This window comes from Actinoplanes sp. NPDC026670 (assembly GCF_040638175.1).
Lineage (GTDB): Bacteria > Actinomycetota > Actinomycetes > Mycobacteriales > Micromonosporaceae > Actinoplanes.
In genome coordinates, this window is the sequence record NZ_JBEZXU010000038.1 from 38,801 (window position 1) to 63,003 (window position 24,203).

Here is a 24,203-nt window from a genome sequence, read left to right on the forward strand (position 1 = left end):
GTCACCTACTTCCGAATATTGTCAGAACAATGTATTGACCTTGGTCGCGGTCCGTCACAGGCTCCACACAACGCCGCCGCGAAACACGGCGGAAACATATAGAAGGGATCCCCGATGATGCGCAGGTCTCGCAGGTGGGCGTCGGTTGCCGCCCTCTCCGCTGCCGTGCTCGCCCTCGCCGCGTGCAGCAGCGACAACGCTGTCAACGCCGAGAAGACCACCGACGCCAGCGGTGGCAAGGGCGGCTACGGATACAAGATCGCCGTCGTCACGCACGGCGCGGCCGGCGACGCGTTCTGGAGCATCGTGAAGAACGGTGTCGAGAAGGCCGGCTCGGACATGGGCGACACCATCACCTACTCCAGCGACGGCGACCCGCAGAAGCAGGCCCAGCTGATCGACGCCGCGGTGAACCAGAAGGTCGACGGCCTGGTCGTCTCGATGGCCAACCCGGACGCGCTCAAGGCCAGCGTCGAGAAGGCGGTCGCCGCCGGCATCCCGGTGATCACCATCAACTCCGGCGCCTCCCGCTCCAAGGAGTTCGGCGCGCTGACCCACATCGGCCAGGACGAGAAGGTCGCCGGTGAGGCGGTCGGCGCCGAGCTGAAGAACCAGGGCATCAAGAAGGCGATCTGCGTCATCCACGAGGCCGGCAACGTGGGCCTGGAGGAGCGCTGCGCCGCGGTCGCCAGCACCCTCGGCGCCCCGATCGAGAACCTCCAGGTGGACATCAACAACCTCCAGTCCTCGCAGGCCACCATCAAGGCGAAGCTCCAGGCGGACACCGCCGTCGACGGCGTCGTCACCCTCGGCGGGCCGGTCGCGAGCGTCGCCGCCGCCGGGATCAAGGAGGCCGGCTCCGCCGCGAAACTGGCCACCTTCGACCTGAACGCCGACGTGGCCAAGGCAGTCCAGGACGGCAGCATCCTCTTCGCCGTCGACCAGCAGCCCTACCTCCAGGGCTACCAGGCGGTTGTCATGCTGACCCAGTACAAGTCGAACCTCAACGTCCTCGGCGGCGGCCAGCAGGTGCTGACCGGCCCGGCCCTGGTCACCAAGGACAACGCGGCCCAGATCGCCCAGCTCGCCGCGGCCGGAACCCGCTGACATGACCGCCGGCACCGCCGTGCAGGCCGGCCCGGACGAGCGTCTCGCCCGGGTCGGCCTGCTCAAACGGATACTGCTGAAACCCGAGCTCGGCGCCTCGCTCGGCGCCGTGCTGGTCTTCGTGTTCTTCGCCGTGCTCTCCGACGTGTTCCGGTCGGCCAGCGGCATCGCGAACTGGCTGGACCCGGCCTCCACGCTCGGCATCATGGCCGTCGCGGTCGCGCTGCTGATGATCGGCGGCCACTTCGACCTGTCGGCGGGTGTGCAGACCGGCACCGCGGCGATCACCAGCGGGCTGCTGACCACCTACTACGGCGTCAACACGTGGGCGGCGCTGGTGATCTCGCTGGCCGTGGTCCTGGCGATCGGGTTCGTCAACGGGTACCTGGTGGTGCGGACCGGGCTGCCGAGCTTCATCATCACGCTCGGCACGTTCCTCATGCTCCAGGGCCTCAACCTGGGCATCACCAAGCTCGTGACCAACACCGTGCAGGTCAACAACTTCAACAAGATCATCGGGTACGACGTGCTGCACGCCGTCTTCGCGAGTGAGTTCACGATCGCCGGGGCCAGTTTCCAGATCGCGATCGTGTGGTGGATCGTGGCCACCATCCTGGGGTCGTGGCTGCTGCTGCGTACCCGGTTCGGCAACTGGATCTTCGCCACCGGCGGGGACCCGAACGCCGGCCGCAACGTCGGGGTGCCGGTCGCCCGTACCACGATCACGCTTTTCATGATCACTTCACTCGCTGCCTGGTTCGTCGGCACCACCCAGATCGTGCGTCTCACCTCGATCCAGGCCCAGGCCGGTTTCGGGCAGGAGCTGATCTACATCGTCGCCGCGGTGATCGGCGGCTGCCTGCTCACCGGCGGGTTCGGCTCCGCGATCGGCGCGTCGATCGGCGCGCTGATCTTCGGCATGACGTCGCAGGGCATCGTCTACGCCGGCTGGGACGCCGACTGGTTCAAGTTCTTCCTGGGCGCGATGCTGCTGCTCGCGGTGCTGGCCAACCAGTACATCCGCCGTTTCGCCGAACTGTCGAGGAGGTAACGATGGCTGACGAGCCACTGCTGGAGATCCGGGACGTCAGCAAGACGTTCGGCAGCGTGATCTCGCTCAGCGGCGTCTCCACGACCGTGCGCGCCGGTCAGGTCACCTGCGTGCTCGGCGACAACGGCGCCGGCAAGTCGACCTTCATCAAGATCCTCTCCGGGGTGCACCAGCCGGACGGCGGTGAGCTGCTGCTCGACGGCAAGCCGATCCGGCTCGGCAGCCCACGAGAGGCGCTGGACGCCGGGATCGCCACCGTCTACCAGGACCTTGCGATGGTTCCGTTGATGGCGATCTGGCGCAACTTCTTCCTCGGCTCCGAACCGACCAAGGGATGGGGGCCGTTCCGCCGCTTCGACCGGGCCACCGCGATCGAGACCACCCGGCGCGAACTCGCCGACATGGGCATCGACATCCGCGACCCGGACCAGCCGGTCGGCACCCTCTCCGGCGGCGAACGGCAGTCGGTCGCCATCGCCCGGGCCGTGCACTTCGGGGCACGGCTGCTGATCCTCGACGAACCGACCTCCGCGCTCGGCGTCAAACAGGCCGGGGTGGTGCTGCGCTACATCGCACGCGCCCGGGACCGGGGGCTCGGGGTCGTCTTCATCACCCACAACCCACACCACGCGTACCCGGTGGGGGACCGGTTCCTGCTGCTCAACCGGGGGAAGAGCCTCGGTGACTTCGCCAAGGACGAGCTGTCGCTGGCCGAGCTGACGAAGATGATGGCCGGTGGCGCCGAACTCGACCAGCTGGCCCACGAGCTGGAACGCGACCCGTCATGACCCGGCCGCCAAACCTGCCTGATGACCTGTCTGATGTCCGGCTAGCCGGACGTCAGGACCCGTCTGACCTGTCTGAGTTCCGGCTAGCCGGACCTCAGACAGGTCGTCGGTCGCTCGGTGTGGCGGTCGTCGGGTTCGGGTGGATGGGCCACGCGCACACCCGCGCCTATCTGCGGACCCGCCACCACTACCCGCACCTGCCGATCGCCGCCCACCTGGTCACCGTGGCCGACCCGGAGCCGGGCCGGGCCGCCGCAGCCGCCGAACAGTACGGCTTCGCCGGCGCTGCCACCGACTGGCGCGAGGTGCTCACCGACCCGCGGGTCGAGGCGGTCAGTGTCACCGCGCCGAACTTCCTGCACCGCGAGATCGGCATGGCCGTCGCCGAATCCGGGCGGCATCTGTGGATCGAGAAACCGGTCGGCCTGACCGGCGATGACGCCCGCGCGGTGGCCGACGCCGCCACCAAAGCCGGGGTGCGCACCACGGTCGGGTTCAACTACCGGGCCGCGCCCGCCGTCGCCGAAGCTCGCGCGCTGATCGCGAACGGTGCGATCGGCCGGGTCACCAACGCCCGGTTCCGGTTCTTCAGCGACTATGCGGCCCACCCGGACGGCGCGCTGTCCTGGCGGTTCACCCGCTCACACGGCGGCAGCGGAGTGCTCGGCGACCTGGCCTCACACGCCGTCGACCTGGCCCGGCACCTGCTCGGCGACATCGAGTCACTGGTCGCCGACACCGTCACGGTCATCCCGGAACGGCCCACGGTCACCGGCGCGGCCAGCCACTTCTCCCGCGCCGACGGGCCGCCCGGACCGGTCGAGAACGAGGACCATCTCAACGCCCTGCTCCGGTTCACCGGCGGCGCCCGGGCGGTCCTGGAGGCCAGCCGGGTCGCGGTCGGTGAGCAGAACACGTACGGCTTCGAGATCCACGGCACCATCGGGGCGCTGGCCTGGGACTTCCGGCGGATGGGGGAGCTGTCGGTGAGCACCGGCGCCGACTACCAGTCGCAGAGCTACCGAACCGTCTTCGCCGGTCCCGGAAACGGTGACTTCGGGGCCTTCCAGCCCGGCGCCGGGATCGCGATGAGCTACGACGACACCAAGGTCATCGAGGCGGCCGGCTTCCTGCGGTCGGTGGCCGAGGGTACGCCGTTCGGCCCGACCCTCGACGACGCGGTCGCGGCCGCCGTCGTCCTGGACGCGATGCTCGACTCCGTCCGTACCGGAGCATGGGTTTCGCTCTGAGATCTTGTCTTGCCGGCATTTTGTGTTGTCGGCCCGGCCGGTGACCGTCTCCCGTATGTGGTTGTCGAAACCGGCCGGCACCGGCGGCCCGCCTCGCCGATGGGGCGGGCCGTGCTGGTCGCGGTCTGCTGGCTGGCGGTGCTCGCCGTCAGCCCCTACCGGCACGTGTCCCCCCGGGTGCACGACATGGCGCTGCTGGTGCACCTGGGTTCGATGGTGATCGGGTTCGGGGCCGTGCTGACCGTCGACTGGTTCGGGCTGCTGTGGCTGGCCGGCCGCCGAACCCTCACCGACGTCCTCAACACCGCCCGCGGCACCCACGTGCCGATCTGGGCCGGTTTCGCCGGGTTGCTGGCCTCCGGTGCGCTGCTCGGCCTGCCGGCCGGCCCGAAAGCCTTCGCGGTGCTGGTCATCGGCGTCAACGGGGTGTACGCCGCGGTGCTGCTGCGTGAGCTCTCCCGCCACGCCACCCCGCCTACCTCCCTGCTGATCCGATCAGGCGTCGCAACCCTGATCTCGCAGGCGGGCTGGTGGACGGCCCTGGTTCTCGGCTACCTCAACAGCCGCACCGGCTGACCCCAGGACCGTCGGCCGTCGTTCACGGTGGTTTCGGGTGCGCTTTTACCGCGGTGGGCGACGGCTGGTGCTGTCGGCCGTCGTTCACGGTGGTTTCGCGGGCGCTCTTGCCGCGGTGGGCGACGGCTGGTGCTGTCGGCCGTCGTTCACGGTGGTTTCGGGTGTGCTTTTACCGCGGTGAGCGACGGCTGGTGGTCTCCGGGCGGTGGCGGAGCCTGGGATCGTCAGGCCGTGGATACGGTCGGCGAGCGGCCGCATCCTGGTCACATGCCACGCAGACAACCCACCGTCACCGTCCCCGATCTGACCGGCAAGCGGGCCGTCGTCACCGGCGCCAGCGACGGGATCGGCCTCGAGATCGCCGCCCGTCTCGCCGCCGCCGGCGCCGAGATCGTCCTCCCGGTCCGCAACCCCGCCAAGGGATCCGCGGCGATCGCCGAGATCCGGCGGCGCACCCCGTCCGCGACGCTGTCCCTGGGCAGCCTGGACCTGTCGTCGCTGGAGTCGGTGGCCACGTTCGGCGCCGGACTGCGCCGCGACGGCGCGCCGATCCACCTGCTGATCAACAACGCCGGCGTGATGACACCACCGGACCGGCAGGTCACCACGGACGGCTTCGAGCTCCAGTGGGGCACCAACCACCTCGGTCACTTCGCCCTGGTCGCGCACCTGATGCCGCTGCTCCGGGCGGGCCGGGCCCGGGTCACCTCACAGATCAGCGTCGCGGCCGACTCCGGCGCGATCAACTGGGACGACCTCAACTGGGAACGTTCCTATGACGGCATGCGCGCGTACAACCAATCGAAGATCGCTTTTGGTCTTTTCGGTCTGGAACTGGCCCGGCGCAGCCAGCAGCACGGCTGGGGCATCACCAGCAACCTGGCGCATCCCGGAGTCGCCCCGACCAGCCTGCTGGCGGCCCGTCCCGAGGTCGGCCGGTCCCGCGAGACCGTCGGCCGCCGGCTGATCGGCGCGCTGTCCGCACGGGGCGTCCTGTTCGGCACCGCAGCCTCGGCCGCGCTGCCCGCCGTCCTCGCGGCCACTCTCGGTGAGGACGGCGGCTTCTACGGGCCGAGCGGTCCGGGACATCTGGGCGGGTCACCGGCTGAGCAGAAGCTGTACTCCCGGCTTCGGCCCGAGGACGAGGCCGCGCGGGTGTGGCGTACCTCCGAGGAGTTGACCTCGACGTCTTTCGCGCAGCTACGGTGACGTGATGCAGATCGATCGCGCCGGGCTCGCCGAATTCCTGCGCCGGCGTCGTGAGTCGCTGCAACCGGAGGACGTCGGCCTGCCTCGCGGGCCACGCCGCCGGACCTCCGGCCTGCGCCGGGAGGAGGTGGCCACGATCTGCCACATCTCGGCCGACTACTACAGTCGGCTCGAACGCGAGCGTGGCCCGCACCCGTCCGAGCAGATGATCGCCTCGATCGCCCAGGGCCTGCACCTGTCCCTCGACGAACGCGATCATCTGTTCCGGCTCGCCGGGCACAACCCGCCGGCCCGCGGATCCAGCAGCGAGCACATCAGCCCCGGCCTGCTGCGCATCTTCGACCGGCTCGCCGACACGCCCGCCGAGATCGTCACCGAACTGGGCGAGACCCTGCGGCAGAACCGTCTCGGCGCGGCACTCAACGGCGACCTCACCCGGTTCACCGGACCGGCCCGCAGCATCGGCTACCGGTGGTTCACCGATCCGGAGTGCCGTGCCCTCTATCACCCCGACGACCACCCGCTGCACGCCCGCGTCTTCGTCTCCGGGCTGCGCCGGGTGGTCACCCTCCGCGGTCCCCGCTCGCGGGCCGCCCACCTGCAGAGTCTGCTGCTGGAGAGCAGCGCGGAATTCCGGGAGGTCTGGAACGAACACGAGATCGGGATCGGGTACGCGCACCTCAAGCGCTTCCTCCACCCGCAGGTCGGCGCTCTCGAACTCACCTGCCAGGCGCTGCTCGACCCCGACCAGGCGCACGCCCTGCTGGTGTACACCGCCGTGCCCGGCACCGAGAGTCACGAGAAGCTGGAGCTGCTCGCCGTCGTCGGCGCGTTTGACGGGGGGCCGTAGGCTCGCACGATGACCACGCTGAGTTCCGACCGTGTGCGGGCGCAGACCAGCCGGCGTCCCGGCGCGGCCTACCTCGCGGCGCCGCTGCTCGTCAGCGTGATCGCCGGTCTGGGCCTGGTCGCGACCTACCACGTCTTCGTGCGGACCATCTCCGGGCAGTGGCTGGACACCGCGGCGATGCTCGGCACCGAGGTGCACCACGCCCGGCTGGAGGAGCTGCTCCGCCAGACGCTGAACGCGACCACCCTGACCAGCCTCGTCCTGGTCTGCCTGATCGCCGCCACCGTCGGCGTGGTCCGCAAGCGCATCGACCTGGCGATCGCCGCCGCGGTCCTGGTGCTGGCCGGCAACGCCACCACCCAGGTGCTCAAGGACTGGCTGCCCCGGCCCACCCTGGACGGGTTGACCTACCCGAACTCGCTGCCCAGCGGCCACACCACGGCTGCCGCTTCGGTGGCGTTCGCCCTGGTCATCGTCTTGCCGGCGGCCTTGCGCGGGCCGGCTGCGCTGGTCGGCGCGGGCTACACCGCGGCCATCGCGATCGGGACCGTGTGGGCCCGCTGGCACCGGCCCAGCGACATCATCGCGGCGCTCCTGGTCGTGCTCGCGTGGGGCGCGCTCGCCGTCTTCGGGGTCCGGCTGCTGCGGGCGCGACGGGCGGCGGCGCCCGGCCGGCCGAGCCGGATCGGCACCCTGCCGCTGCTGGTCACGGCGGCCATCGGCGTGCCTGTCACGGTGATCGGGCTGCTGCTGGGCAAATCCGCCGACGCCATGACGGCCGCCTCCCCGGAACCCAGCCGGCTGACTTTCGTGACCGGCGCGGCCGGCATCGCGGCGATCGTGGCGATCGCCTTCTTCGGCTGGTTGTGGCTGGCCACCGACGACTTGTGGCTGGCCACCGAGGACGCCGACGCCGGGCCCGGTTAGCGCGGCGTTCACCTGTCACTCCGTCGTTTCTGAGCGGTGGCGTCCACCTGTCACTCCGTCGTTTCTGAGCGGTGGCGCCCACCTGTCACTCCGTCGTTTCTGAACGGTGGCGTCCACCTGGCACTCCGTCGTGCCTGATCGACCACCTAAACGGTGGTGAACCGGTCAAGATCGGGCGCTGAGGCGTCTCGGTGACCTGGGCGGGTGCGTGCGGTTTCTACGATGCCGGGCATGAATCCGGACTTCACCATCGTGCTGCGGGGCTATCACAGGACTCAGGTCGACGCTGTGCTCGGACAGGCGATCGCGTCGCTCGAGGCCGTCGGTGACCGCGTGCAGCAGGCCGTGGCACGGGAGGCGCTGCGCACCGCCGAGTTCGATATGGCGCTGCGCGGATACGACCGGGATCAGGTTGACCGGCACGTGCAGCGGCTGCTGACGGCGCTGGCGGAGGCTCCGCCGGACCTCTTCCGTGAGGCGCTCGGCGCTGTGCTGCGGCTCTCGGATCCCACCGACGAGGCCATCGTCGACGAGGTCCGGCGGCTACGGGCGGTCGCCGACCGCCACGGTGGGTGACAGTCGGCTCCGACGCCCTGTGCCTGCAGCCCGGCGATGGTGTGCTCGACCACCGCCGGACGCTGCTACCGGAGCAGGTACACGTACGCCTGGACCGCTTTCCGGTGGCCGTCTAGCAGGCGGGTGTCTCCAGGACGTTCTCCGGCAGCGCCCCGGCGGTCGGCGGTGGGGCGCCGTCGGTCCACCCGGTCCGCAGCACGGCCTCGTAATCGAACACCGCGCGGGCCGGCACCCAGGACAGATAGTCGGCCGGCCGGACGATCCGGGTCTCCCAGGCCAGCGGCTGCCCCGAACCCGGGTCGAAGATCAACCGGACCTCACGCGCGCCGCCGGTGTCCGCCTGCCGGACCCCCTCGGTCTCCTCGTTCGTGAGCAGCGTGACAGCGTTGCCGGTACGGCCCTTCGGGTCGGTGACCGTCCCCAGGTCACGCAAGCCGGGCAGGTCGGCCAGCACCCGGTAGGCGGCGGCCCGCAGCTCCGGCGTGCCCGGCGCCTGATAGAGCAGGTTGATCATCGAGTTGAAGATGCCCTCCGACAACTCGCCCGCGGTCATCTCCGGGCTGTTGCGCAGCAACGAGCCGATCAGCGTCACCTGCAACCGGCCGGGCTCGGTGGGCAGTTCCCGCACCTCGGCCGCGGTCAGATGATCACCGCCGATCAGGAACGTGCTCGCCCCCGGCTCGCTCACCACCGTGCGGGTCGCGCCCGGCCCGGCGGTCCAGTCGCCGGACGCGGGACAGGCCTCGTCGACCGGCCAGCTCGACGGTGAGCCGGCCCGCTGCCAGGCGGCCCGGTCGGCGTCCGAGGCGGGCGCGCCACCGGCCCACTGGAACAGGTGCACGGCCCGGTCGCCGGGGCGGGTCGTGTACCAGCTGGTCTCCAGTGTCCGGCCCATGATCGCGTACCTGCCGGTGGCGGATCCGACCTGGAGCAGCGTCCCCGACTCCACCTCGGAGACCCAGTAGCGGCCCTCGGCCGGGGCGGCGCCGGAGGTTCGCTCGGCCGCGGCCAGCAGCAGATTCCGCAGCTCCTGCGGGGGGCGCGGGCCCGCGTCGGCGATGTCCACGGTGCGGCCCGGACCGTCCGGCGGAGCCCACGTGCTCGTCAGGACCAGCAGCAGCGCCACGGCCGCGGCCGCCAGCGGCAGGAGGCCCCAGCCCCACAACCGGCCGTGCGCCGTGGCCCTTCCAGCGTGCAGCCGGAACCGGCTCCGCGCCGTGACCTGCTTGGCGAACATCGGACCGAACATCCGAAACCGATGCTGCGGCGCGGTGGCCGCTGCCTCGGAGCGGTGTTGCGGTGCGTTGGCCGTCGTCTCGGCGCGATGGTGGGGAGCGTTGGCCGCTGTCTCGGTGTGATGGCGTGGTGCGCTGGTCGTGGGTCCGGCACGGTGTTGCGGTGCGGTGGCCGTCGTGTCGGCGCGATGCTGGGTTGCGGCGGTCGCCGACTCCGCGTGGATCAGGTCGAACAGCCGGTTGCGGGCGGCGGCTGTCGTCTCGGTGGTCGGTGGCGTCGCCGGCCGCGCGGTGGCCAGCAGATCGAGCTCATCCATGGCGGGTCCCTCCGGTCGGGTTGACGTCGTCGAGTGCGGCGCGGATCTTCCGGCGGGCCCGGTGCAGGCGGGAGCCGACCGTTCCGACCGGGATGCCGAGAGCGGCCGCGGTCTCCTCGTGCGACAACTCGCCCCACACCACGAGCAGCAACGCGTCCCGGTCCCCGGCGGACAGGCCGGCGAGCGCCGCGACGATGCCATTGCGGGCGGCCTCGGCCGCGATCCGATCAGTCGTACGTTCCTCGTGCACCGGATCGTCCGGCGGCCGGGCGGCGGCCCGCGCATACGCCAGGTACCCCTGTGCCTCCTCACGCCGGCGCGCCCGGATCAGGTTGGTGGCGATCCCGTACAGCCATGCACGGACCGAACCTCGCTCCGGATCGAACCGGTCCCGCTGCCGGAACGCGATCAGGAACGTCTCGGCTGCCACGTCGTCACCGCCCGGCCCGTCCAGCCGCCGTGACGCGTACCCGTGCAGGCCGGCGAAATACCGCTCGAACAGTTCCGCAAAGCAGTCCGGCTCGGCCCGGGACCGCAGCAGCACCGTGACGTCCGCCTCTGTGGTCGTGTGTCCACCCATCGTTGCCTCTCGTAGCCCGGTGTCCCTCCTGATTGGGCGTTCGCGATGTTGATCTTCACGCTTTCCGCGAGGACCGCCGGTCCCCGGGAATCTCAGGCCGGCCCGAGCAGATCCCAGCGGTTACCGGCGATGTCCAGAAAAACGGCGACCTGACCGTACGCCTCCGTGCGCGGCGCCCGGACGAACGTGACACCGGCCGCCGTCATCCGCGCGAAGGCCGCCGGGAAGTCGTCGACCTGGAGAAAGAACCCGACCCGCCCGGCGGTCTGGTTGCCGACGGCCGCGGACTGCTCGTCTCCGTCGGCGCGGGCCAGCAGCAGACCGGTCTGACCGCCTGGCGGACGGACGACCACCCAGCGTTTCGGCCGCCCGTCGGTGGTGCGGGATGGCGAGTCCTCGATGAGGTCGAACCCGAGCACTTCGGTGAAGAAGATGATGGCCGGGTCGTAGTCGTCGACGATCAGGGCAACCAGGTCGATCCGCATGCCGAGACCTTACGGAACCGGCGACGGCCGGAAAAATGTCGGAGGGTGGGTGCATCATGCGGGCCATGTTCAGTGGACTTCACGACGTCGACTGGGCGTCGATGCACCATGCCTACGGTTCGGCCGAGGAGGTGCCGACGCTCCTGGAGGCGCTGCGATCGCCGGATGCCGGTGAGCGCGGCCGGGCTCTCGACGACTTCTACGGCAAGGTGCACCACCAGGGTGACGTCTACGCCAGCACCACCGCGAGCCTGCCGTTCCTGCTCGAGCTGGCCGCCGACCCGGCTACCCCGGACCGTCATCAGGCCGTCCGGCTGCTGGTCAGCATCGGCGAGGAGGCGGTCGATCGCGAGGACGGGTTCGACTATGAGGGCAGCGACTTCGGGGGCGCCCGGGCGTTCGTGCGGGCGCATGCCGGGGCGTTCGCCGGCTTCGCCGCGGATCCGGTCTGTCTGGTCCGGCAGGCGGCCATCCCGGCTCTCGGCCTGTTCCTCGACGACGCCGACCGGGCCCTCGGCCTGCTCCAGGAGCGTGCGGCGATGGACTTCTGCCTGCGCGAGCGCCTCCTCGCGACGAAGACGGCAGCCGTCCTGGCTCGCCGGCACCCGGCGATCAGACCGGCCGTAGCGTCCTGGCTCGCCGCCCTGGCCGCCGCACCCGTCGGCTCGGTTGTTCGACCGGAGGGAGTGACCACCTCGCCGACGAGCCCGCAGGTGTCGCCTACCGTGCCGCAGGTGTCGCCTGCCGTCTCGGCGGTGCCTGCCGTGCCGGCGGTGCCTGCCATGTTGACGACGTCGTCTGCGGTGCCTGCGGTCGAGCCGGAGTTTCGGCTGGCCGCTCTGATCCATCGGGCTCAGTGTGAGCCGGAGGCGATCGGTGATGATCTTGTGTCGGCTGTGGTCGGGCTGCTGCGGGAGGTCGCCGCCGCCATGCCACCGGAGCAGCCCTGGCCCGAGCCGCCGCCGGTCGCGCCGCCTGCCGAGGGCGTGCCGCCGTTCGTCGCCGCCGCGTTCGAGGAGCTCGACCGCATCAGCCTGCGCCACTCGATCACCACAGACCTGCTGAAGACGCTGCACGAGCTGCTCGGCGCGCGGCTTCCCGAGCGTCACCTGGTGCTGACCGAGCAGCTGAGCAGCCCCGATCCCGGCACCCGGCTGGACGCGATCCGGATGACCGGCGATCTCCTCCGGTCCTGGCGTGGTGACCACAGCGCGCTGATCCGGCTGGTCGCCGTCCAGGTCGGCGCGGCCAATCTGGAAGTGGCCGCGCAGGCGGCGTCACTGCTGGAGGACCATCACCGGCACGCCGAGCCGGCCCGAGCCGACCTGGCCGCGCTGATCGCCACCCACGGGCCGGACGGATGGTCGTCCCCGCGGCGGCACCTGCGCCGGGCGTACCAGAAAGCGGTCCTGACCCTGGCCCGTCTCGGTGACGAGCGGGCGGTTCCGAGTCTGGTCGGGGCGCTCGACGGCGACGTCGACGTCTGGCTCGCGGTTCCCGCGCTGGGCGGGTTTCCGCAGGTAGCGGACCTGGTAGTGCCACGCCTGCACGATCGGCTGCGGCGCGCCGACCTGTCCGGGGCGACATGGTCGGCCGCGAGCGGCATCCTCGCCACGCTGGCGAGACTCGGCGACACCACGGCCCTGCCGTTGATCAGCGACACCCTCGCCACCGCCGCCGAACGGGAGAACTGGGATCTGGCGAAGTCCGCGCTGGCGGCGCTCCGGGTGTTCGGTTCGGCTGCGGCGCCGGCGCTGGCCGAGGTCAGGCGGTTGGTCGCGGTGGACGACATCTGGACCCGCTCGGCGGTGATCACCACGCTGTGGGAGGTCGGCGGCGACCGTGCCGAGGTTCTGCCGCTCGCCCTGGCGCTGCTCGACACGTTCGCGCTGAGCGATGCCGCCGACGTGCTCGGAGCGATCGGCCCGGCCGCGGCTGAGGCGCTGCCCCGCCTGCGGACCATGCTGACCGATGGCTACGACTGGAACCGGGTGCACGCCGTCGCGGCCATCTGGGACATCGGCGGCGAGCCGGAGGGGCCGGTCGTGCTGGAGACGCTGATGCAGGCATGGCGGGCCAACCAGGCGACGAAACGGCACGTCGTGCCCTGCCTGCTGCGCATGGGCACATTCGCCGCACCGGCCCTGGCGGAGATCCGCGCCGAACTCACCCGCCCCGAACGCGACCCGTGGGTCATCGGCCCGGACGACGAGGAACTCCTGCTCGACATCGACGGGCACCTGTCGCCACGGTCTCGATGATGCCGCTCGCGGATCTTGCACGGTTCTTCACCCTCGCGCTGATCTTGCAGCCCTTTCCACCTCTCGACAGGAAGAAGGCTGCAAGGTCTCCCCGGCGTAGCAGACCTTGCACGATAAACCATGCCCAGACGGGAAGAACCGTGCAAGATCGCCGCGAAGGTGGAGAACCGTGCAAGATCTACGAGGCTAGCGGGGGACGAATTACCTGCGGGCGTGACATTTCGGGCTGGTGTCCCGGTTGCATGCGTGACCGGTGCGGCAGTCCGAAGGCGGGGCAGACGCGGGGGAAGGCCCGGCCGGGCGCGGAATCATCGCACGGTGGAGAGATTGACCGCAGATACCGCGAAGCTTGACGAAGCTTCTGAAACGGCGGCCAAACGGTCAAGATCGGGGGCTGGTGAACGTTGGTGGACACCGGACTATCGATCGGTTCGACGGCCCAGGGCGTCGGTGACGCAGCGCAGCAGATGCTGGACGGCGGCGGACCGGCCGCCGGTCCGGGTGGTGGCGTGGATCTGCCGGGACAGGCCCTCGGGGTGGCCGATCGGCAGGTAACCGACACCACGGTGGACGGTCGCGGCCAGCTGCGGCACCAGCGACACCCCGAACCCGGCGGCGACCGTGGCCAGCACCATCGGATAGCTGTGCACACGCACGTTGATCCGCGGTTCGAACCCGGCGGCCCGCCCGGCCATCTCGGTCGCCGCCTGGAAACCGGTGCTGGTCAGCGCGGCCACCCAATCCGATCCGGCGAAATCGGCCAGCGACACCGGCGCCGGCTTCGCCGGGACGAGACGACGGGGTACGGCGAGCAGCATCGGCTCCCGGTAGAGCGCCCGCTGGGTGAGCCCGCGCAGGTCCGGCCCGGACAGCGGCGCGTAGTCGTGCGTGACCGCCAGGTCGAGCTCACCGGCCCGGAGCCGGGGCAGGGCCTCGTCCGACTCGAGTTCGGTGAAGTGCAGTTCGACCTCCGGGAACTGCCGCCGGAACGCGGTCAGCGCCGTGATGACGAAGCCGGCCGCGGCCGTGGCGAAGGCCGCCACCCGGATCGTGCCGCCGCGCAGCCCGGCCACGTCCCGAACCGCGCGTTCCGCCTCGGCGAGGGAGGCCAGCACCGGTTCGGTGTGCTCGGCGAGAACCCGGCCGGCCTCGGTGAGCCGGACGCTGCGGGCCGAACGTTCGAGCAGGGCGGCGCCGACGTCGCGTTCGAGCGCGGACAGCTGTTGCGACGCCGCGGCGGCCGTGCACCCGGCGCGAGCCGCCGCCCCGGCGATGGAACCGGTGGCCGCGACGTCCCGTAGCAGCGTCAGTCGACGGGGATCGAGCATAAGGAAACCCTATGCTCAGCGACGCGAGTACGCATTGTCCCCGCATCCGGGGCCGTGACAGGTTGGCCGGGTGCCCCTCGATCCGCAACTGCTCGCCGCCTTCACGGTCACCACGATCATCGCCACGCTCGCGCCCGGCCCGGACATGCTGTTCGTGCTGAGCGCCGGGATGCGTGGCGGTCCACGGGCCGGGCTGCTGGCCACCGCCGGCATCGCCACCAGCGAGGCGATCCACGTCCTCGTCGCGGCGGCCGGGCTCAGCGCGCTGTTCACCGCGGTGCCCGGCGCGTTCACCGTGCTGCGGATCGCCGGGGCCGGGTACCTCGCCTATCTGGGTGTGCAGATGATCCGCCGGCGCGGGGAGGTCGTCGTGGCCGCGGGCGGCGACTCGCGGGCGTACCTCAGCGGGTTTCTGACCAACCTGTCCAACCCGAAGATGATCGCGTTCTCGGTGGCGTTCCTGCCGCAGTTCGTCGATCCGGCGCTCGGCTCGATGTGGGCGCAGTTCGCCGTACTCGGGATGATTTTGATTGCTCTGGAGTTCCTGATCGACGGCGGTGTCGGTGTCCTCGCCGGCCGCATCGGGGCCTGGCTGCGGCATCGCCGCAGCCTGCGGCGGCGCATCGACGCCGCGACCGGCGGCCTCCTGATCGCCCTCGGCGTCCGCCTCGCAGTGGAACGGTAGCCGGCGGTGGTGTCGGATCCGGGCCGCGCCGTTCGTGGTGAGGTTGAACGGCCACCCGGCCGGGCGCCGTCACGATCACAGGAGACGCCGAGCGATGCCGCACCCAATGGTCAAGATCCACCGGATGTTCGAGCTGGTCGAGCCGATCGGCGCGATCACCTTCTCCGAGGTGCCGAACGAGGCGTTCCTCGCCATCGGCATGCGCAACTACTGGGACGGCTACTTCGCCGGCCGGGCCGCGCCGCTCGGCCTCGCGCCGCCCGAGGTGGTGCACGCGGTCTTCTACAACTTCGCCGACGGTGAGGTGGCCCGCCACATCCCGTGGGTGTGGGGCAAGACCACCCCGCAAGAGGCGATCGCCGTGCGCGAACGGGGCAGCGCCACCGCCCTGCGGCAGTGCATCGGGGAGCTTGCCGACACGCCCGGCCTGGTGCGGGCGGCCGACCTCGCCACCCGCGCGGCGGTCAGCGCACCGACGGTGGGCCGCCCGCTGTACGCCGGGCTGCGCGCCCTCGCCGTGCCGGCCGAACCGGTCGCCCGCCTCTGGCACGCGGCGACACTGCTGCGGGAACACCGCGGCGACGGCCACAACACTTCGCTGGTCGCCCACGGCATCGGCGGAACCGAGGCCCACGTCCTGCTCGCCCTCTCCCTCGGTATGCGGGCCGAGGAGTTCGGCCGGGTCCACCATCTGCCCCGGCCGCAGCTGGACGCGGTCGTCGACGGCTTGCGTGCCCGCGGTCTGGTGACCGCGGACGGCGGATTCACCGACGCCGGCCGGCAGCTCCGCGAGCGGATCGAGGCCCTGACCGACGAGCTGGCGGCGCCGCCTTACGACACGCTCACCGCCGGGGAACTCGACGAGCTGATCGCCGTCCTCGAGCCGATCGCCGCAGCTGTCCAGGCCACCAGCGACTGAGCGGACGCGGCCCGGACCGGCCGGGCCGACTGAGCGGGCGCGGCCCGGACCGGTCGGGCCGACTGAGCGGAGGCGGCCCGGACCGGCCAGGCCGGCTGGGCGGATGCCGCCCGGACCGGCCAGGCCTGATTGGGCGGACGCGGCCCGGCCGCCGAGCAGGCCCGGCTTGGGCTCACCGGCCGGTGTAGACGCCGGCCCGGACCGCCTGGCCGAGGGCGACCAGGGCGGCGACCAGCGGCGCGGGGGTGCCTACGGACAGCAGATGTTCCGAGTAGTCCCGGTCGTCCAGCAGAACCGGCTCGATCAGCCGCCCCAGCCGCGAGCTGAAGAAAGCCGCCACCGCGACCGTGTCCAGCGGCTGCGGGCCGTGCACGCCGACCACCCCCCGCGCCGCCCCGAGCAGCGTCTCCGCGGCGACCTCCGCGCAGCGTTCCCGGCTGACGTAGGACACCGTGCCGCCGCCCGCATTGCTGACGTGCCGTCCGGTCGCCGCCGCGGCAGCCTGAAGACCGTCGAGGCCCTCCAGATAGAGGTTGTTGCGCAGTGCCGTCCACGGCATCCCAGCCGACCGCAGCGCCGCCTCCGAAGCGCGGTGGGCCGCGTTCAGCATGTCCGGCGGCCCGTCGCACCCGACCAGCGACGTGTACACCAGATGCCCGACCCCGGCTTCGGCCGCCGCCGCGATCGCCGCCTCATGCTGGGCGGCCCGCCGGTCGTTGTCCCGGTGATCGGTGCTCACCACGAGCGCGGCGTCCGCGCCCTGGAACGCCGCCGGGCCGATGTCGTCGAAATCGGCACGACGAACAAGGACCCCATCCGGTACGCCCTCCGGCCGTCGCGTGACGACGATGACGTCGGCCCGGCCGATCAGCCGCCGCACGACAGCCGACCCGAGTGCCCCGGCCCCACCGGTGACCACAATTCGTTTGCTCACGCCGCCCATCGTCGGCGAGCATCCGCCCACCCGGAAGAACGCACTTCAACCTGCCCCAGGCACACGGGAGTAACCAGGTGTGGAAGCCGCCCGGCACCGAACGACAGGCACGGGAGTAACCGATGGAACTCGCACTACTGCTGCCACCGGGCATGACGGTGACGCCGGCGATGAAGGAGCAGTGCCCACTGCGCGACACCCTGGACCGGATCGGCGACCGCTGGACCGTGATCGTCGTGGTGCTGCTGCTGCCCGGCCCACGCCGGTTCACCGAGTTGATGCGCGCCGCCGAGGGCGTCAGCCAGCGGATGCTGACGCACACCCTGCGTGGCCTGGAACGCGACGGCCTCCTCACCCGCACGGTGCACGCGTGCGTCCCGCCGAAGGTCGAGTACGAGCTGACCGGCTCCGGCCGTGCCCTGGCCGGCCCGCTGACCGAGCTGCTGCACTGGTCGGTCCGGCACCAGGAGTCGGTGCTCGCGGCCCGCCGGACCTATGACGCCGATGTCTGATTCGTTCAAGACCCGGCGGCACGACGTCTCGTAGCGTCGAACCCATGGCACCCACTTTCAACGCGATCGGCCTGGCTGTGGCCGACATGGCAGCGTCCCTGTCCTTCTACCGGCGGCTTGGCCTGGAGTTCCCGGACGGCGCCGAGCGGGAGCCGCACACCGAGGCGGTGGTCGCCGGTGGTATCCGCCTCATGTGGGACACGCACGCCTCCCTGCGCACCTTCGACCCGGAATACCAGCCCGCCCCGCCGTCGGGCGGCTGGGCGTTCCTCTGCGCCGACCCGGCCGAGGTGGACAGCGTCCACGCGGACCTGACTGCCGCCGGACACCCGTCGGTGAACGCCCCCTGGGACGCGCCGTGGGGCCAGCGCTACGCACAGATCCAGGACCCGGACGGCAACGTCGTTGACCTGTTCGCCTGGACAAAGTAGACGCAGCCCAAGTCGATCTCGTGGAGTTCGGCGGGCCAGGTGTGCCCGAACTCCACAAGATTGCGGATGGGGGCGAGCGGAGCGGCGGCGCGGGCGGCGGGGGCAGCACGAGCGGCGTGGGAGACGTCAACGGAGCAGCTCGCTCAACGGCACGCCGGCCATCGCCCGCACCTCACGCGCGAGGTGGGCCTGGTCGGCGTAACCCGCGTCGGCCGACACCGCGGCGAACGGCCGGCCCGCCCGGGCCATCGCGACCGCCCGCTGCATCCGCAGGATCCGGTGGAGGGTCTTCGGCCCATACCCGAATGCGGTGTTGCTCCGCCTCTGCAACTGCCGTGGGCTGAGGCCGCAACGCTCGGCGACCGCGCCGGCCGGCACGGCCCCGGCCAGGGCGACCATCACCGGATCGGCCCCCTGCCAGCGCCGGCGGGCGGCGGCGGTGAGCGCGGCGACCGGATCCTCCGACGAGGCGATGGCCCGCACCTCGGCCGCCGGCCACAGAGCGTCCAGCGGCACCTGCCGGTCGACCAGCTCGCAGGCGGGCACCCCGAGCACCCCGGGCCCGGTGCCGGCGCCGAAGCGCAGCGCCGCATAGTGGCTGCCGGGTGTGGGCGGCCCGATCTGGGCGGTGGTGTCCGGCCCGGCGACGAAGACATGGCCGTCGTGCCAGATGAGGTCGAGGCAGCCGTCGGGCAGGATCCGTTTCCCCCGGCGCTCGCCGGTTGGCGTGACACTTCGCCACGCGACGACGTGCGGCAGCGGTGACGTCCATTCCTGGTACACACCCGGGACCTTCCCACAGGGGTACGACAGAAACGCCTCAGGCGCAGGTCAGGCAGGTGCGGGCGAACGGCCGGGCGAGCAGCCGCGCCGCATCGATCGACTGCCCGCACCCCTCGCAGACGCCATAGGTCCCGGCATCCATCCGTGACAGCGCGTCGTCGACCTCGGCGATCCGCTGCCGGGTGGTGGCGAGGAGGGCGGTCAGCTGGGCCCGCTCGAACCCGACGGTGGCGCCTTCCGGATCGTGTTCGTCGTCGCCGTTGGCATCCCGCGACGCCTCGAACAACGACGAGAGGTCCGAGGCGAGCGCGGCGGCCGAGGCGGTGAATTCCGCCTTCAGCCGCAGCAACTCGTCCCGGACCATGCTCCCAGGTTAGAGAGCGGCCGGCTGGGTTCAGAGGCCCCAGCCGTACCGGATGCGGTCCCGTCCTGAGGTGTTGCGGACGGCGAGGTTGAGGTTCGTGCCGCTGCCGCTGAAGGCGAACATCGAGTAGTAGTCGAAGCCGGAGGTCCCGGTGGGTTTGCCGCCGAGGGCCGGCCAGTAGACGCCGCCCATCTGGTTGTCCCGCATCACCTGGGTGACGGCCCGGATGTGCCGGACGAAGTTGTCGGTGCTGTTCGCGTCGGCGTAGTTGAGGCCGGTCGACATCGGCGCGCCGTACTCGGTGACGACCGCCCGGGACGCGCAGTTGCCGAGGCGGGTCTGCACGTGGGTGCGGAACGCGTCGTACGTCATCGCGCTGTAGAAGAACGCGTAGTGGTGGAAGGAGAGCAGGGTGCCGTTGAACCGGCTGTCGTTGCAGACGTCGCGCAGGTCCTGGCTGTAGCCGGTGCCGCCGATGAGGGTCCGGGCGGGCACCGCCGAGTAGTGGTAGCTCATCCAGTTCGCGGCCACGTTGCGCCACTCGGCCGAGGTGTAGCCGTGCGGCTCGTTCATCGGCTCGAAGTAGACGTTGGTGTTCGCCCCGTACAGGTACGTGACGTTGGACCACATGGTGTTCCAGGCGGCGATGTTGGTGATCCGGCCGCCCGATGCGGCGCCGTCCTCCCAGTAGGCGAGGATGACCTTGAACCCGCGGGCGGTGGCGGCGTCGATCGCGCCCCGGTAGGCGCTCCACCAGGTGGTGCCGACGGTGTGCGTGTTGATCGGCAGCCGGACCGTGTTGACGCCGACGGCCGCCATGTCGTCGTAGAGGGCGTTGGCCTTGGCCCGTACGGTGGCGTTGCTGTCGGACTGGCTCAGGCCCTGCACGACGAGTGGGCCGGTGCTGAAGTTGTCGCCGAGGACGGCCCAGTTCATGCCGCGGAACTGGTTGGTGACGGCGGCGGCCGGTGAAGCCCCGGTGACGACGCCGACGGGGATCAGCGCCAGCGCGGTGAGGGCTCGCAGGAGGGTGGTTCGCAAGGTCTCGTCCTTCCACGCGGGGAACGCACGCCGGGAACGCATGCGGGGAACGTGCTAGGCAACACCTTGGTAATGATGTGAACGCTCACGCGATCGTTCGAGCCAACTCGTTCACAAACACCCACAGACGAACATCGTTGACCCCATAGTCAGATCATCTTTATATTGGGCCGATGCGTGAACCCACCTTCTGGATCCTCACCGCGCTCGCTCCCGAGCCCCGCTACGGGTATGGGGTGATCCAGGAGGTCACCCGCCTCTCCGAGGGCCGGATCACACTCCAGGCCGGCACCCTCTACGCCGCCCTGGACCGCCTGGTCGCGCTCGGGCTGGTCGAGCCGGACCGGGCGGAGACGGTCGACGGCCGGCCCCGCCGCTACTACCGGCTGACCAGCGACGGCGCGACCGCGCTCGACGCCGAGACCGAGCGTTTGCGCGCCAGCGTCGAGGCGGCCACCGCCCAGTTGGCCGCCCGCCGCCGCTTCGGCCTGGGACCGGTGTCGTCATGAGCGATCGGCTCGCGCGGCGTTACGCATACTGGCTGAGGTTCTATCCCCCCGGCGAACGCCGCGCCGAAATGCTCGCCACCCTCCTCGAATGCGCTCCGCCGGAGCGCACCCGGCCGACCGGCCGGGAGATTCTCAACCTCATCGGGTACGGACTACGCGCCCGCCTGGGCCGCCCCGCGAGCACCGCGGTGGTGGTCCTGGCCACCCTGGCCGCGCTCGCCTCGGGCCTGCTCGGCGCCGCGGCCGCCGCCCGTCTCGGCTGGGAGTTCGCGCCGTCGCTGGCGTCCACGGCCGAGTCGCAGGACCTGGCCACGACGGTCTTCCCCGGCCAGAAGGTGTGGGGCGGCGGCGACGCCGAGCCGTTCGTGCGCAGCGGCGACGGCGAGCAGACCATCTACGGGTTCGCCGACTACTGGGTGAAGCACAACGACACGACCCGCGACGTCCGCGCCTACGCCGAAGGCGCCCGGGACCGGCTGGCCGCGGCCGGCTGGGACGTGCACGGCGACGTCACGTTCGAGGAGGAGGTCGCGTCCGAGACCCCGATCGGCACCGCCACGTTCTGGGCGTCCCGCGACGGCCTGGTGCTCAGTTACACGGGTGTCCTGTGGGGCGACCGGGCGCCGTGGGACTCCGACGGCGCGGCCAGTTTCGAGCTCAGCCGGTCGGCGCCGGTCTGGCTGACCGGGGTCGCGGTGACCGGGGGAGCGCTGGGCGCGTTCGCCGGCTGGCTGCTGTTCGGCTGGGCCAGCCGCCGCAGCGAGGGCGACGCGGCGCGGACCACGATCGCCGCCGGGCTCGGCTGGACCGCTGCCGTCTGGACGCTCGGATCGGCGCTGCTCGGCGGCCTGTGGAACCTGGACCTCGACCGGCCCGCCGACGAGTTCGTCTGGCTGAGCCTGCGATCGCTGACCGGCGGGGCGGGCGCGCTGATCCTGGCCATGGCGGTGGTCGCCTTCGCGGTGGTCCGGTTGCGCACGGCGATTCCGGCCGCGGTCCTGCTGACCGGGGTGGTGGTGATCTCCGGCTGGCAGTCGGCGGCGGCCGCGGCGTGCACCCCGTCCGGCCCGCCCGACGACTCGCCGCCCGACCAGGTCACGCTCAGCCGGGTGGCCCGGGTCTACATCGCCCAGGACTCCACCGACGAGCAGCGCAACTACGCGCAGGCGGCGATCGCCCGGGTGTGGGGGACCAGGTCGTTCTCGTTCCACTACGACCCGACCGACGAGGAGTACCGGCACGCCTACTGCGACGGCGGGCCGCTCACCGGTGACTCCGGGATGCGGGTGCCGTACTTCTGGGAGGTCGGCCTGAGCAGTCCGGGGGTGTTCCCGGCGCTGGAGGACGAGGTGTCGCCGATGCCCGGCGTGCTCGCGGTGGTGCACGGGCGGGCGGCGGCCTGACCGCCCGCCCGGCTCACCGGATCAGGCGGGGAGGCCGCCGACCTGGGTGTTCACCCACGCGCGGATCGACGGCAGGTCGCCGTAGATCGACGGGGCGGTGGCGCAGACCGAGCTGTTGTTGCCGGCCCGGCTGGTGACGCCGATCAGCGCCCACCGGCCGCTGACCAGCCGGACCTGCGGCCCGCCGGAGTCGCCGTAGCAGGCGCCGGCGTTGCCGTTGGTGTTGTTGGTGCAGATCTCGTACGCCGAGTCGATGCCCAGGCAGCGGCTGTCCGCGACGATCGAGGTGTCGAGCTGGTTGGCCACCACCGGGGTGGAGCCGCAGCCCCGGGTCGGGCAGGTCTGGCCCCATCCGATGATCCGGGTGGCGGTGCCGACCGCGCCCGACGAGGTCGGGATCGGCGCCGGGGCGTAGGTCACCGAGCTGGCCAGTTCCAGCAGCTTGACGTCGATCCGGGAGTGGGTGACGGCGCGGCGCACCGAGACCACGACGCCGCCGCTGGACCGGTTGACGCTGCCGACCCGGACGGTGCTGGGGGTCGGGCAGTGTGCGGCGGTGACCGCCCAGTTCGCCTTGATCAGCGAGCCGGTGCAGCCTGACACGTAGACCATGAACGAGTAGTTCTCGCTCGCCGTGACGCCGCCGACGACCTGGGTGGCCGGGCCGGGGTCGACCGGTGCGGCCTGGGCGGCGGCCGGCGCGAACATGCCGACCACCGCCACGGCGGCGGCCAGGAGGATCCGGGCTGGGATGCGCATGTGTACGTCCCTTCGTGCCTTCGGGGGAACGGGCTGGTGCCCGCGGCCGAAGTTACAAGAAAGTGACGACTGTCGATACATCTCAGTCGATTCCCCTGGCCGGGGTGATGGTGACCCGGATCAACGGGGCCAGAGCGGCTCCTCCGCGTGTTCCTCGGCGTCCCGAAGAACGCGAAGAATGTTCCGGTTCGCGAGTTTCTCCAGGTCAGCCCCGGACCAGTTGCGGTCGGTCAGTTCCGCGAACAGCCGCGGGTAGGCGGACACGTCGGCCAGCCCGTCCGGCACCTCGGGTGTGCCGTCGAAGTCACCGCCGATGCCGACGTGGTCGACGCCGGCCACCGCACGGGCGTGCTCCACGTGGTCGGCCACCTGCGCCACGGTGGCCGACGGTTTCGGGTTCGCCGCCAGCCACGGGCCGAACGCCGGCTCCGCCGCCCAGTCGTGCGGCACCCCGGCCGGGACATGCGCGGAATCCTCACCCGGGCGCGGGGCACGCGGCCAGTCCTCGCCGTACGCCGGCAACCCGAGCCGCTCCCACTCGTCGTCGGCTGCCTGCATCCAGTCGCGGACCTGCGGCGACACGAAGAACGACACGAACGTCAACTGGATCACCCCGCCGTTGCCGGGCAGCCGGGACAGCACGTCGTCGGGCACGTTACGCGGATGGTCGGTCACCGCCCGGGCGCCCGAGTGGCTGAAGATCACCGGCGCGGCGGCCTCGTCCAGGGCATGGTGCATCGTCGCGGCGGACACGTGGGACAGGTCGGCCAGCACTCCCAGGCGCTGCATCTCCCGTACCATCGCCCGCCCCTCGGCCGTCAGGCCACCGTGCGCCGGGTCCTGCGTCGCCGAATCCGCCCACCCGGTGTGATGATTGTGGGTGAGGGTGACATAACGGATGCCGAGACGCGCCAGGCAGCGCAGCACCGCCGGTGAGCTCGCGAGGCAGTGCCCGCCCTCGACGCCGATCAGCGACGCGATCCGGCCGCCGGCCATCGCCCGTTCCACGTCGGCCGAGGTGTAGGCCATCGCCAGGTCGTCCGGGTAGGCGGCGACCAGCCGGTGCACCAGGTCGATCTGTTCGAGGGTGCTGGTCACCGCGACCGGCTCGGGCAGGTCCGACGGCACGTAGACCGACCAGAACTGCCCGCCCACGCCGCCCTTGCGCAGCCGCGGCAGATCAGTGTGCAGTCCAGCGAGGGAATCCAGAGAGGGAATCGCCGACCCGTGCCACTCCCGCAGGCGCATCGGCAGGTCGTTGTGGCCGTCGATGATCAAGTTCATCCCCTCTGGCTACCGCCCGCGGTCCGCCCGTGCAAGCGG

Annotated in this window: 26 protein-coding genes; 16 read left to right on the top strand and 10 right to left on the bottom strand. The window is 71.4% G+C overall.

The window, feature by feature from the left end:
• Positions 1–114: 114 nt before the first annotated feature.
• The 9 genes from AB0E94_RS31835 (at position 115) to AB0E94_RS31875 (ending at position 8,334) form a co-directional block, all read left to right on the top strand.
• Positions 115–1,107, top strand: a complete 993-nt coding sequence (locus AB0E94_RS31835; protein ID WP_360333817.1) for a sugar ABC transporter substrate-binding protein — start codon at positions 115–117, stop codon at positions 1,105–1,107.
• A gap of 1 nt (position 1,108) precedes the next feature.
• Positions 1,109–2,158, top strand: a complete 1,050-nt coding sequence (locus AB0E94_RS31840) for an ABC transporter permease (RefSeq protein ID WP_360333819.1) — start codon at positions 1,109–1,111, stop codon at positions 2,156–2,158.
• A 2-nt stretch (positions 2,159–2,160) separates the two neighbouring features.
• Positions 2,161–2,946 (top strand): ATP-binding cassette domain-containing protein, encoded by a 786-nt coding sequence (locus tag AB0E94_RS31845; protein WP_360333821.1) that lies wholly within the window; start codon positions 2,161–2,163, stop codon positions 2,944–2,946.
• A 119-nt stretch (positions 2,947–3,065) separates the two neighbouring features.
• Entirely contained in the window at positions 3,066–4,196 is a 1,131-nt protein-coding gene (locus tag AB0E94_RS31850; protein WP_360333824.1) for a Gfo/Idh/MocA family oxidoreductase, read from the top strand.
• A gap of 57 nt (positions 4,197–4,253) precedes the next feature.
• On the top strand, positions 4,254–4,772 hold the full coding sequence (locus AB0E94_RS31855; RefSeq protein WP_360333826.1) for a hypothetical protein: 519 nt from the start codon (positions 4,254–4,256) through the stop codon (positions 4,770–4,772).
• A gap of 267 nt (positions 4,773–5,039) precedes the next feature.
• A complete protein-coding gene (locus AB0E94_RS31860) occupies positions 5,040–5,981 on the top strand; it encodes an SDR family oxidoreductase (RefSeq protein WP_360333828.1) in 942 nt (313 codons plus the stop codon).
• 4 nt (positions 5,982–5,985) lie between these two features.
• The gene (locus tag AB0E94_RS31865) at positions 5,986–6,831 is read left to right on the top strand and encodes a helix-turn-helix transcriptional regulator (RefSeq protein ID WP_360333830.1); all 846 of its coding nucleotides are present in this window, start codon (positions 5,986–5,988) and stop codon (positions 6,829–6,831) included.
• Between the two features lie 9 nt (positions 6,832–6,840).
• On the top strand, positions 6,841–7,758 hold the full coding sequence (locus AB0E94_RS31870; protein ID WP_360333833.1) for a phosphatase PAP2 family protein: 918 nt from the start codon (positions 6,841–6,843) through the stop codon (positions 7,756–7,758).
• A gap of 231 nt (positions 7,759–7,989) precedes the next feature.
• A complete protein-coding gene (locus tag AB0E94_RS31875; protein ID WP_360333836.1) occupies positions 7,990–8,334 on the top strand; it encodes a DivIVA domain-containing protein in 345 nt (114 codons plus the stop codon).
• Positions 8,335–8,446: 112 nt separating this feature from the next.
• On the opposite strand, the gene AB0E94_RS31880 is transcribed toward AB0E94_RS31875, so the two are convergent.
• From AB0E94_RS31880 to AB0E94_RS31890, 3 genes are all read right to left on the bottom strand, one after another.
• On the bottom strand, positions 8,447–9,886 hold the full coding sequence (locus tag AB0E94_RS31880; RefSeq protein ID WP_360333839.1) for a CU044_5270 family protein: 1,440 nt from the start codon (positions 9,884–9,886) through the stop codon (positions 8,447–8,449).
• On the bottom strand, positions 9,879–10,466 hold the full coding sequence (locus tag AB0E94_RS31885; protein WP_360333842.1) for an RNA polymerase sigma factor: 588 nt from the start codon (positions 10,464–10,466) through the stop codon (positions 9,879–9,881). The genes AB0E94_RS31880 and AB0E94_RS31885 overlap by 8 nt, the downstream gene beginning before the upstream one ends.
• A gap of 92 nt (positions 10,467–10,558) precedes the next feature.
• A complete protein-coding gene (locus AB0E94_RS31890; protein ID WP_360333845.1) occupies positions 10,559–10,951 on the bottom strand; it encodes a VOC family protein in 393 nt (130 codons plus the stop codon).
• A gap of 65 nt (positions 10,952–11,016) precedes the next feature.
• Here AB0E94_RS31890 and AB0E94_RS31895 point away from each other — a divergent pair, with 65 nt between their 5' ends.
• Positions 11,017–13,212, top strand: a complete 2,196-nt coding sequence (locus tag AB0E94_RS31895; protein ID WP_360333847.1) for a hypothetical protein — start codon at positions 11,017–11,019, stop codon at positions 13,210–13,212.
• 419 nt (positions 13,213–13,631) lie between these two features.
• On the opposite strand, the gene AB0E94_RS31900 is transcribed toward AB0E94_RS31895, so the two are convergent.
• On the bottom strand, positions 13,632–14,540 hold the full coding sequence (locus AB0E94_RS31900) for a LysR substrate-binding domain-containing protein (protein ID WP_360333849.1): 909 nt from the start codon (positions 14,538–14,540) through the stop codon (positions 13,632–13,634).
• 70 nt (positions 14,541–14,610) lie between these two features.
• On the opposite strand from AB0E94_RS31900, the gene AB0E94_RS31905 reads away from it, so the two are divergent.
• Complete coding sequence (locus AB0E94_RS31905) at positions 14,611–15,225, top strand: LysE family translocator (protein WP_360333851.1); 615 nt, start codon at positions 14,611–14,613, stop codon at positions 15,223–15,225.
• Between the two features lie 94 nt (positions 15,226–15,319).
• Positions 15,320–16,144, top strand: coding sequence for a MarR family transcriptional regulator (locus tag AB0E94_RS31910; protein ID WP_360333854.1), 825 nt, complete (start codon positions 15,320–15,322; stop codon positions 16,142–16,144).
• A gap of 172 nt (positions 16,145–16,316) precedes the next feature.
• Here AB0E94_RS31910 and AB0E94_RS31915 read toward each other — a convergent pair whose 3' ends face one another.
• Positions 16,317–17,078, bottom strand: a complete 762-nt coding sequence (locus AB0E94_RS31915) for an NAD(P)H-binding protein (RefSeq protein WP_360333856.1) — start codon at positions 17,076–17,078, stop codon at positions 16,317–16,319.
• A gap of 122 nt (positions 17,079–17,200) precedes the next feature.
• On the opposite strand from AB0E94_RS31915, the gene AB0E94_RS31920 reads away from it, so the two are divergent.
• Positions 17,201–17,590 (top strand): helix-turn-helix domain-containing protein, encoded by a 390-nt coding sequence (locus AB0E94_RS31920; RefSeq protein ID WP_360333859.1) that lies wholly within the window; start codon positions 17,201–17,203, stop codon positions 17,588–17,590.
• A gap of 44 nt (positions 17,591–17,634) precedes the next feature.
• Positions 17,635–18,021, top strand: a complete 387-nt coding sequence (locus AB0E94_RS31925) for a VOC family protein (protein WP_360333861.1) — start codon at positions 17,635–17,637, stop codon at positions 18,019–18,021.
• Positions 18,022–18,147: 126 nt separating this feature from the next.
• On the opposite strand, the gene AB0E94_RS31930 is transcribed toward AB0E94_RS31925, so the two are convergent.
• The 3 genes from AB0E94_RS31930 to AB0E94_RS31940 are packed head-to-tail and all read right to left on the bottom strand — an operon-like array spanning position 18,148 to position 20,209.
• Complete coding sequence (locus tag AB0E94_RS31930) at positions 18,148–18,804, bottom strand: helix-turn-helix domain-containing protein (RefSeq protein WP_360333864.1); 657 nt, start codon at positions 18,802–18,804, stop codon at positions 18,148–18,150.
• 37 nt (positions 18,805–18,841) lie between these two features.
• The gene (locus tag AB0E94_RS31935; protein WP_360333867.1) at positions 18,842–19,168 is read right to left on the bottom strand and encodes a TraR/DksA C4-type zinc finger protein; all 327 of its coding nucleotides are present in this window, start codon (positions 19,166–19,168) and stop codon (positions 18,842–18,844) included.
• A gap of 30 nt (positions 19,169–19,198) precedes the next feature.
• A complete protein-coding gene (locus AB0E94_RS31940; RefSeq protein WP_360333869.1) occupies positions 19,199–20,209 on the bottom strand; it encodes a cellulase family glycosylhydrolase in 1,011 nt (336 codons plus the stop codon).
• A gap of 173 nt (positions 20,210–20,382) precedes the next feature.
• Here AB0E94_RS31940 and AB0E94_RS31945 point away from each other — a divergent pair, with 173 nt between their 5' ends.
• Together AB0E94_RS31945 and AB0E94_RS31950 are read left to right on the top strand one after the other, a co-directional pair.
• Positions 20,383–20,718, top strand: a complete 336-nt coding sequence (locus AB0E94_RS31945; RefSeq protein ID WP_317792476.1) for a PadR family transcriptional regulator — start codon at positions 20,383–20,385, stop codon at positions 20,716–20,718.
• Entirely contained in the window at positions 20,715–22,121 is a 1,407-nt protein-coding gene (locus AB0E94_RS31950) for a hypothetical protein (RefSeq protein ID WP_360333872.1), read from the top strand. The genes AB0E94_RS31945 and AB0E94_RS31950 overlap by 4 nt, the downstream gene beginning before the upstream one ends.
• 21 nt (positions 22,122–22,142) lie before the next feature.
• Here AB0E94_RS31950 and AB0E94_RS31955 read toward each other — a convergent pair whose 3' ends face one another.
• A complete protein-coding gene (locus AB0E94_RS31955; protein WP_360333875.1) occupies positions 22,143–22,880 on the bottom strand; it encodes a trypsin-like serine protease in 738 nt (245 codons plus the stop codon).
• A gap of 120 nt (positions 22,881–23,000) precedes the next feature.
• Positions 23,001–24,164 carry a dipeptidase gene (locus AB0E94_RS31960; protein ID WP_360333877.1) on the bottom strand — a complete coding sequence of 388 codons (1,164 nt, stop codon included), beginning with the start codon at positions 24,162–24,164 and terminating at the stop codon, positions 23,001–23,003.
• Positions 24,165–24,203: the final 39 nt, after the last annotated feature.

Coding starts and splice junctions, on each gene's coding strand:
- AB0E94_RS31835 (WP_360333817.1), top strand. CDS start 115: ATGATGCGCAGGTCTCGCAGGTGGGCGTCGGTTGCCGCCCTCTCCGCT.
- AB0E94_RS31840 (WP_360333819.1), top strand. CDS start 1,109: ATGACCGCCGGCACCGCCGTGCAGGCCGGCCCGGACGAGCGTCTCGCC.
- AB0E94_RS31845 (WP_360333821.1), top strand. CDS start 2,161: ATGGCTGACGAGCCACTGCTGGAGATCCGGGACGTCAGCAAGACGTTC.
- AB0E94_RS31860 (WP_360333828.1), top strand. CDS start 5,040: ATGCCACGCAGACAACCCACCGTCACCGTCCCCGATCTGACCGGCAAG.
- AB0E94_RS31865 (WP_360333830.1), top strand. CDS start 5,986: ATGCAGATCGATCGCGCCGGGCTCGCCGAATTCCTGCGCCGGCGTCGT.
- AB0E94_RS31870 (WP_360333833.1), top strand. CDS start 6,841: ATGACCACGCTGAGTTCCGACCGTGTGCGGGCGCAGACCAGCCGGCGT.
- AB0E94_RS31875 (WP_360333836.1), top strand. CDS start 7,990: ATGAATCCGGACTTCACCATCGTGCTGCGGGGCTATCACAGGACTCAG.
- AB0E94_RS31880 (WP_360333839.1), bottom strand. CDS start 9,886: ATGGATGAGCTCGATCTGCTGGCCACCGCGCGGCCGGCGACGCCACCG.
- AB0E94_RS31885 (WP_360333842.1), bottom strand. CDS start 10,466: ATGGGTGGACACACGACCACAGAGGCGGACGTCACGGTGCTGCTGCGG.
- AB0E94_RS31890 (WP_360333845.1), bottom strand. CDS start 10,951: ATGCGGATCGACCTGGTTGCCCTGATCGTCGACGACTACGACCCGGCC.
- AB0E94_RS31895 (WP_360333847.1), top strand. CDS start 11,017: ATGTTCAGTGGACTTCACGACGTCGACTGGGCGTCGATGCACCATGCC.
- AB0E94_RS31900 (WP_360333849.1), bottom strand. CDS start 14,540: ATGCTCGATCCCCGTCGACTGACGCTGCTACGGGACGTCGCGGCCACC.
- AB0E94_RS31910 (WP_360333854.1), top strand. CDS start 15,320: ATGCCGCACCCAATGGTCAAGATCCACCGGATGTTCGAGCTGGTCGAG.
- AB0E94_RS31920 (WP_360333859.1), top strand. CDS start 17,201: ATGGAACTCGCACTACTGCTGCCACCGGGCATGACGGTGACGCCGGCG.
- AB0E94_RS31925 (WP_360333861.1), top strand. CDS start 17,635: ATGGCACCCACTTTCAACGCGATCGGCCTGGCTGTGGCCGACATGGCA.
- AB0E94_RS31935 (WP_360333867.1), bottom strand. CDS start 19,168: ATGGTCCGGGACGAGTTGCTGCGGCTGAAGGCGGAATTCACCGCCTCG.
- AB0E94_RS31945 (WP_317792476.1), top strand. CDS start 20,383: ATGCGTGAACCCACCTTCTGGATCCTCACCGCGCTCGCTCCCGAGCCC.
- AB0E94_RS31950 (WP_360333872.1), top strand. CDS start 20,715: ATGAGCGATCGGCTCGCGCGGCGTTACGCATACTGGCTGAGGTTCTAT.
- AB0E94_RS31955 (WP_360333875.1), bottom strand. CDS start 22,880: ATGCGCATCCCAGCCCGGATCCTCCTGGCCGCCGCCGTGGCGGTGGTC.
- AB0E94_RS31960 (WP_360333877.1), bottom strand. CDS start 24,164: ATGAACTTGATCATCGACGGCCACAACGACCTGCCGATGCGCCTGCGG.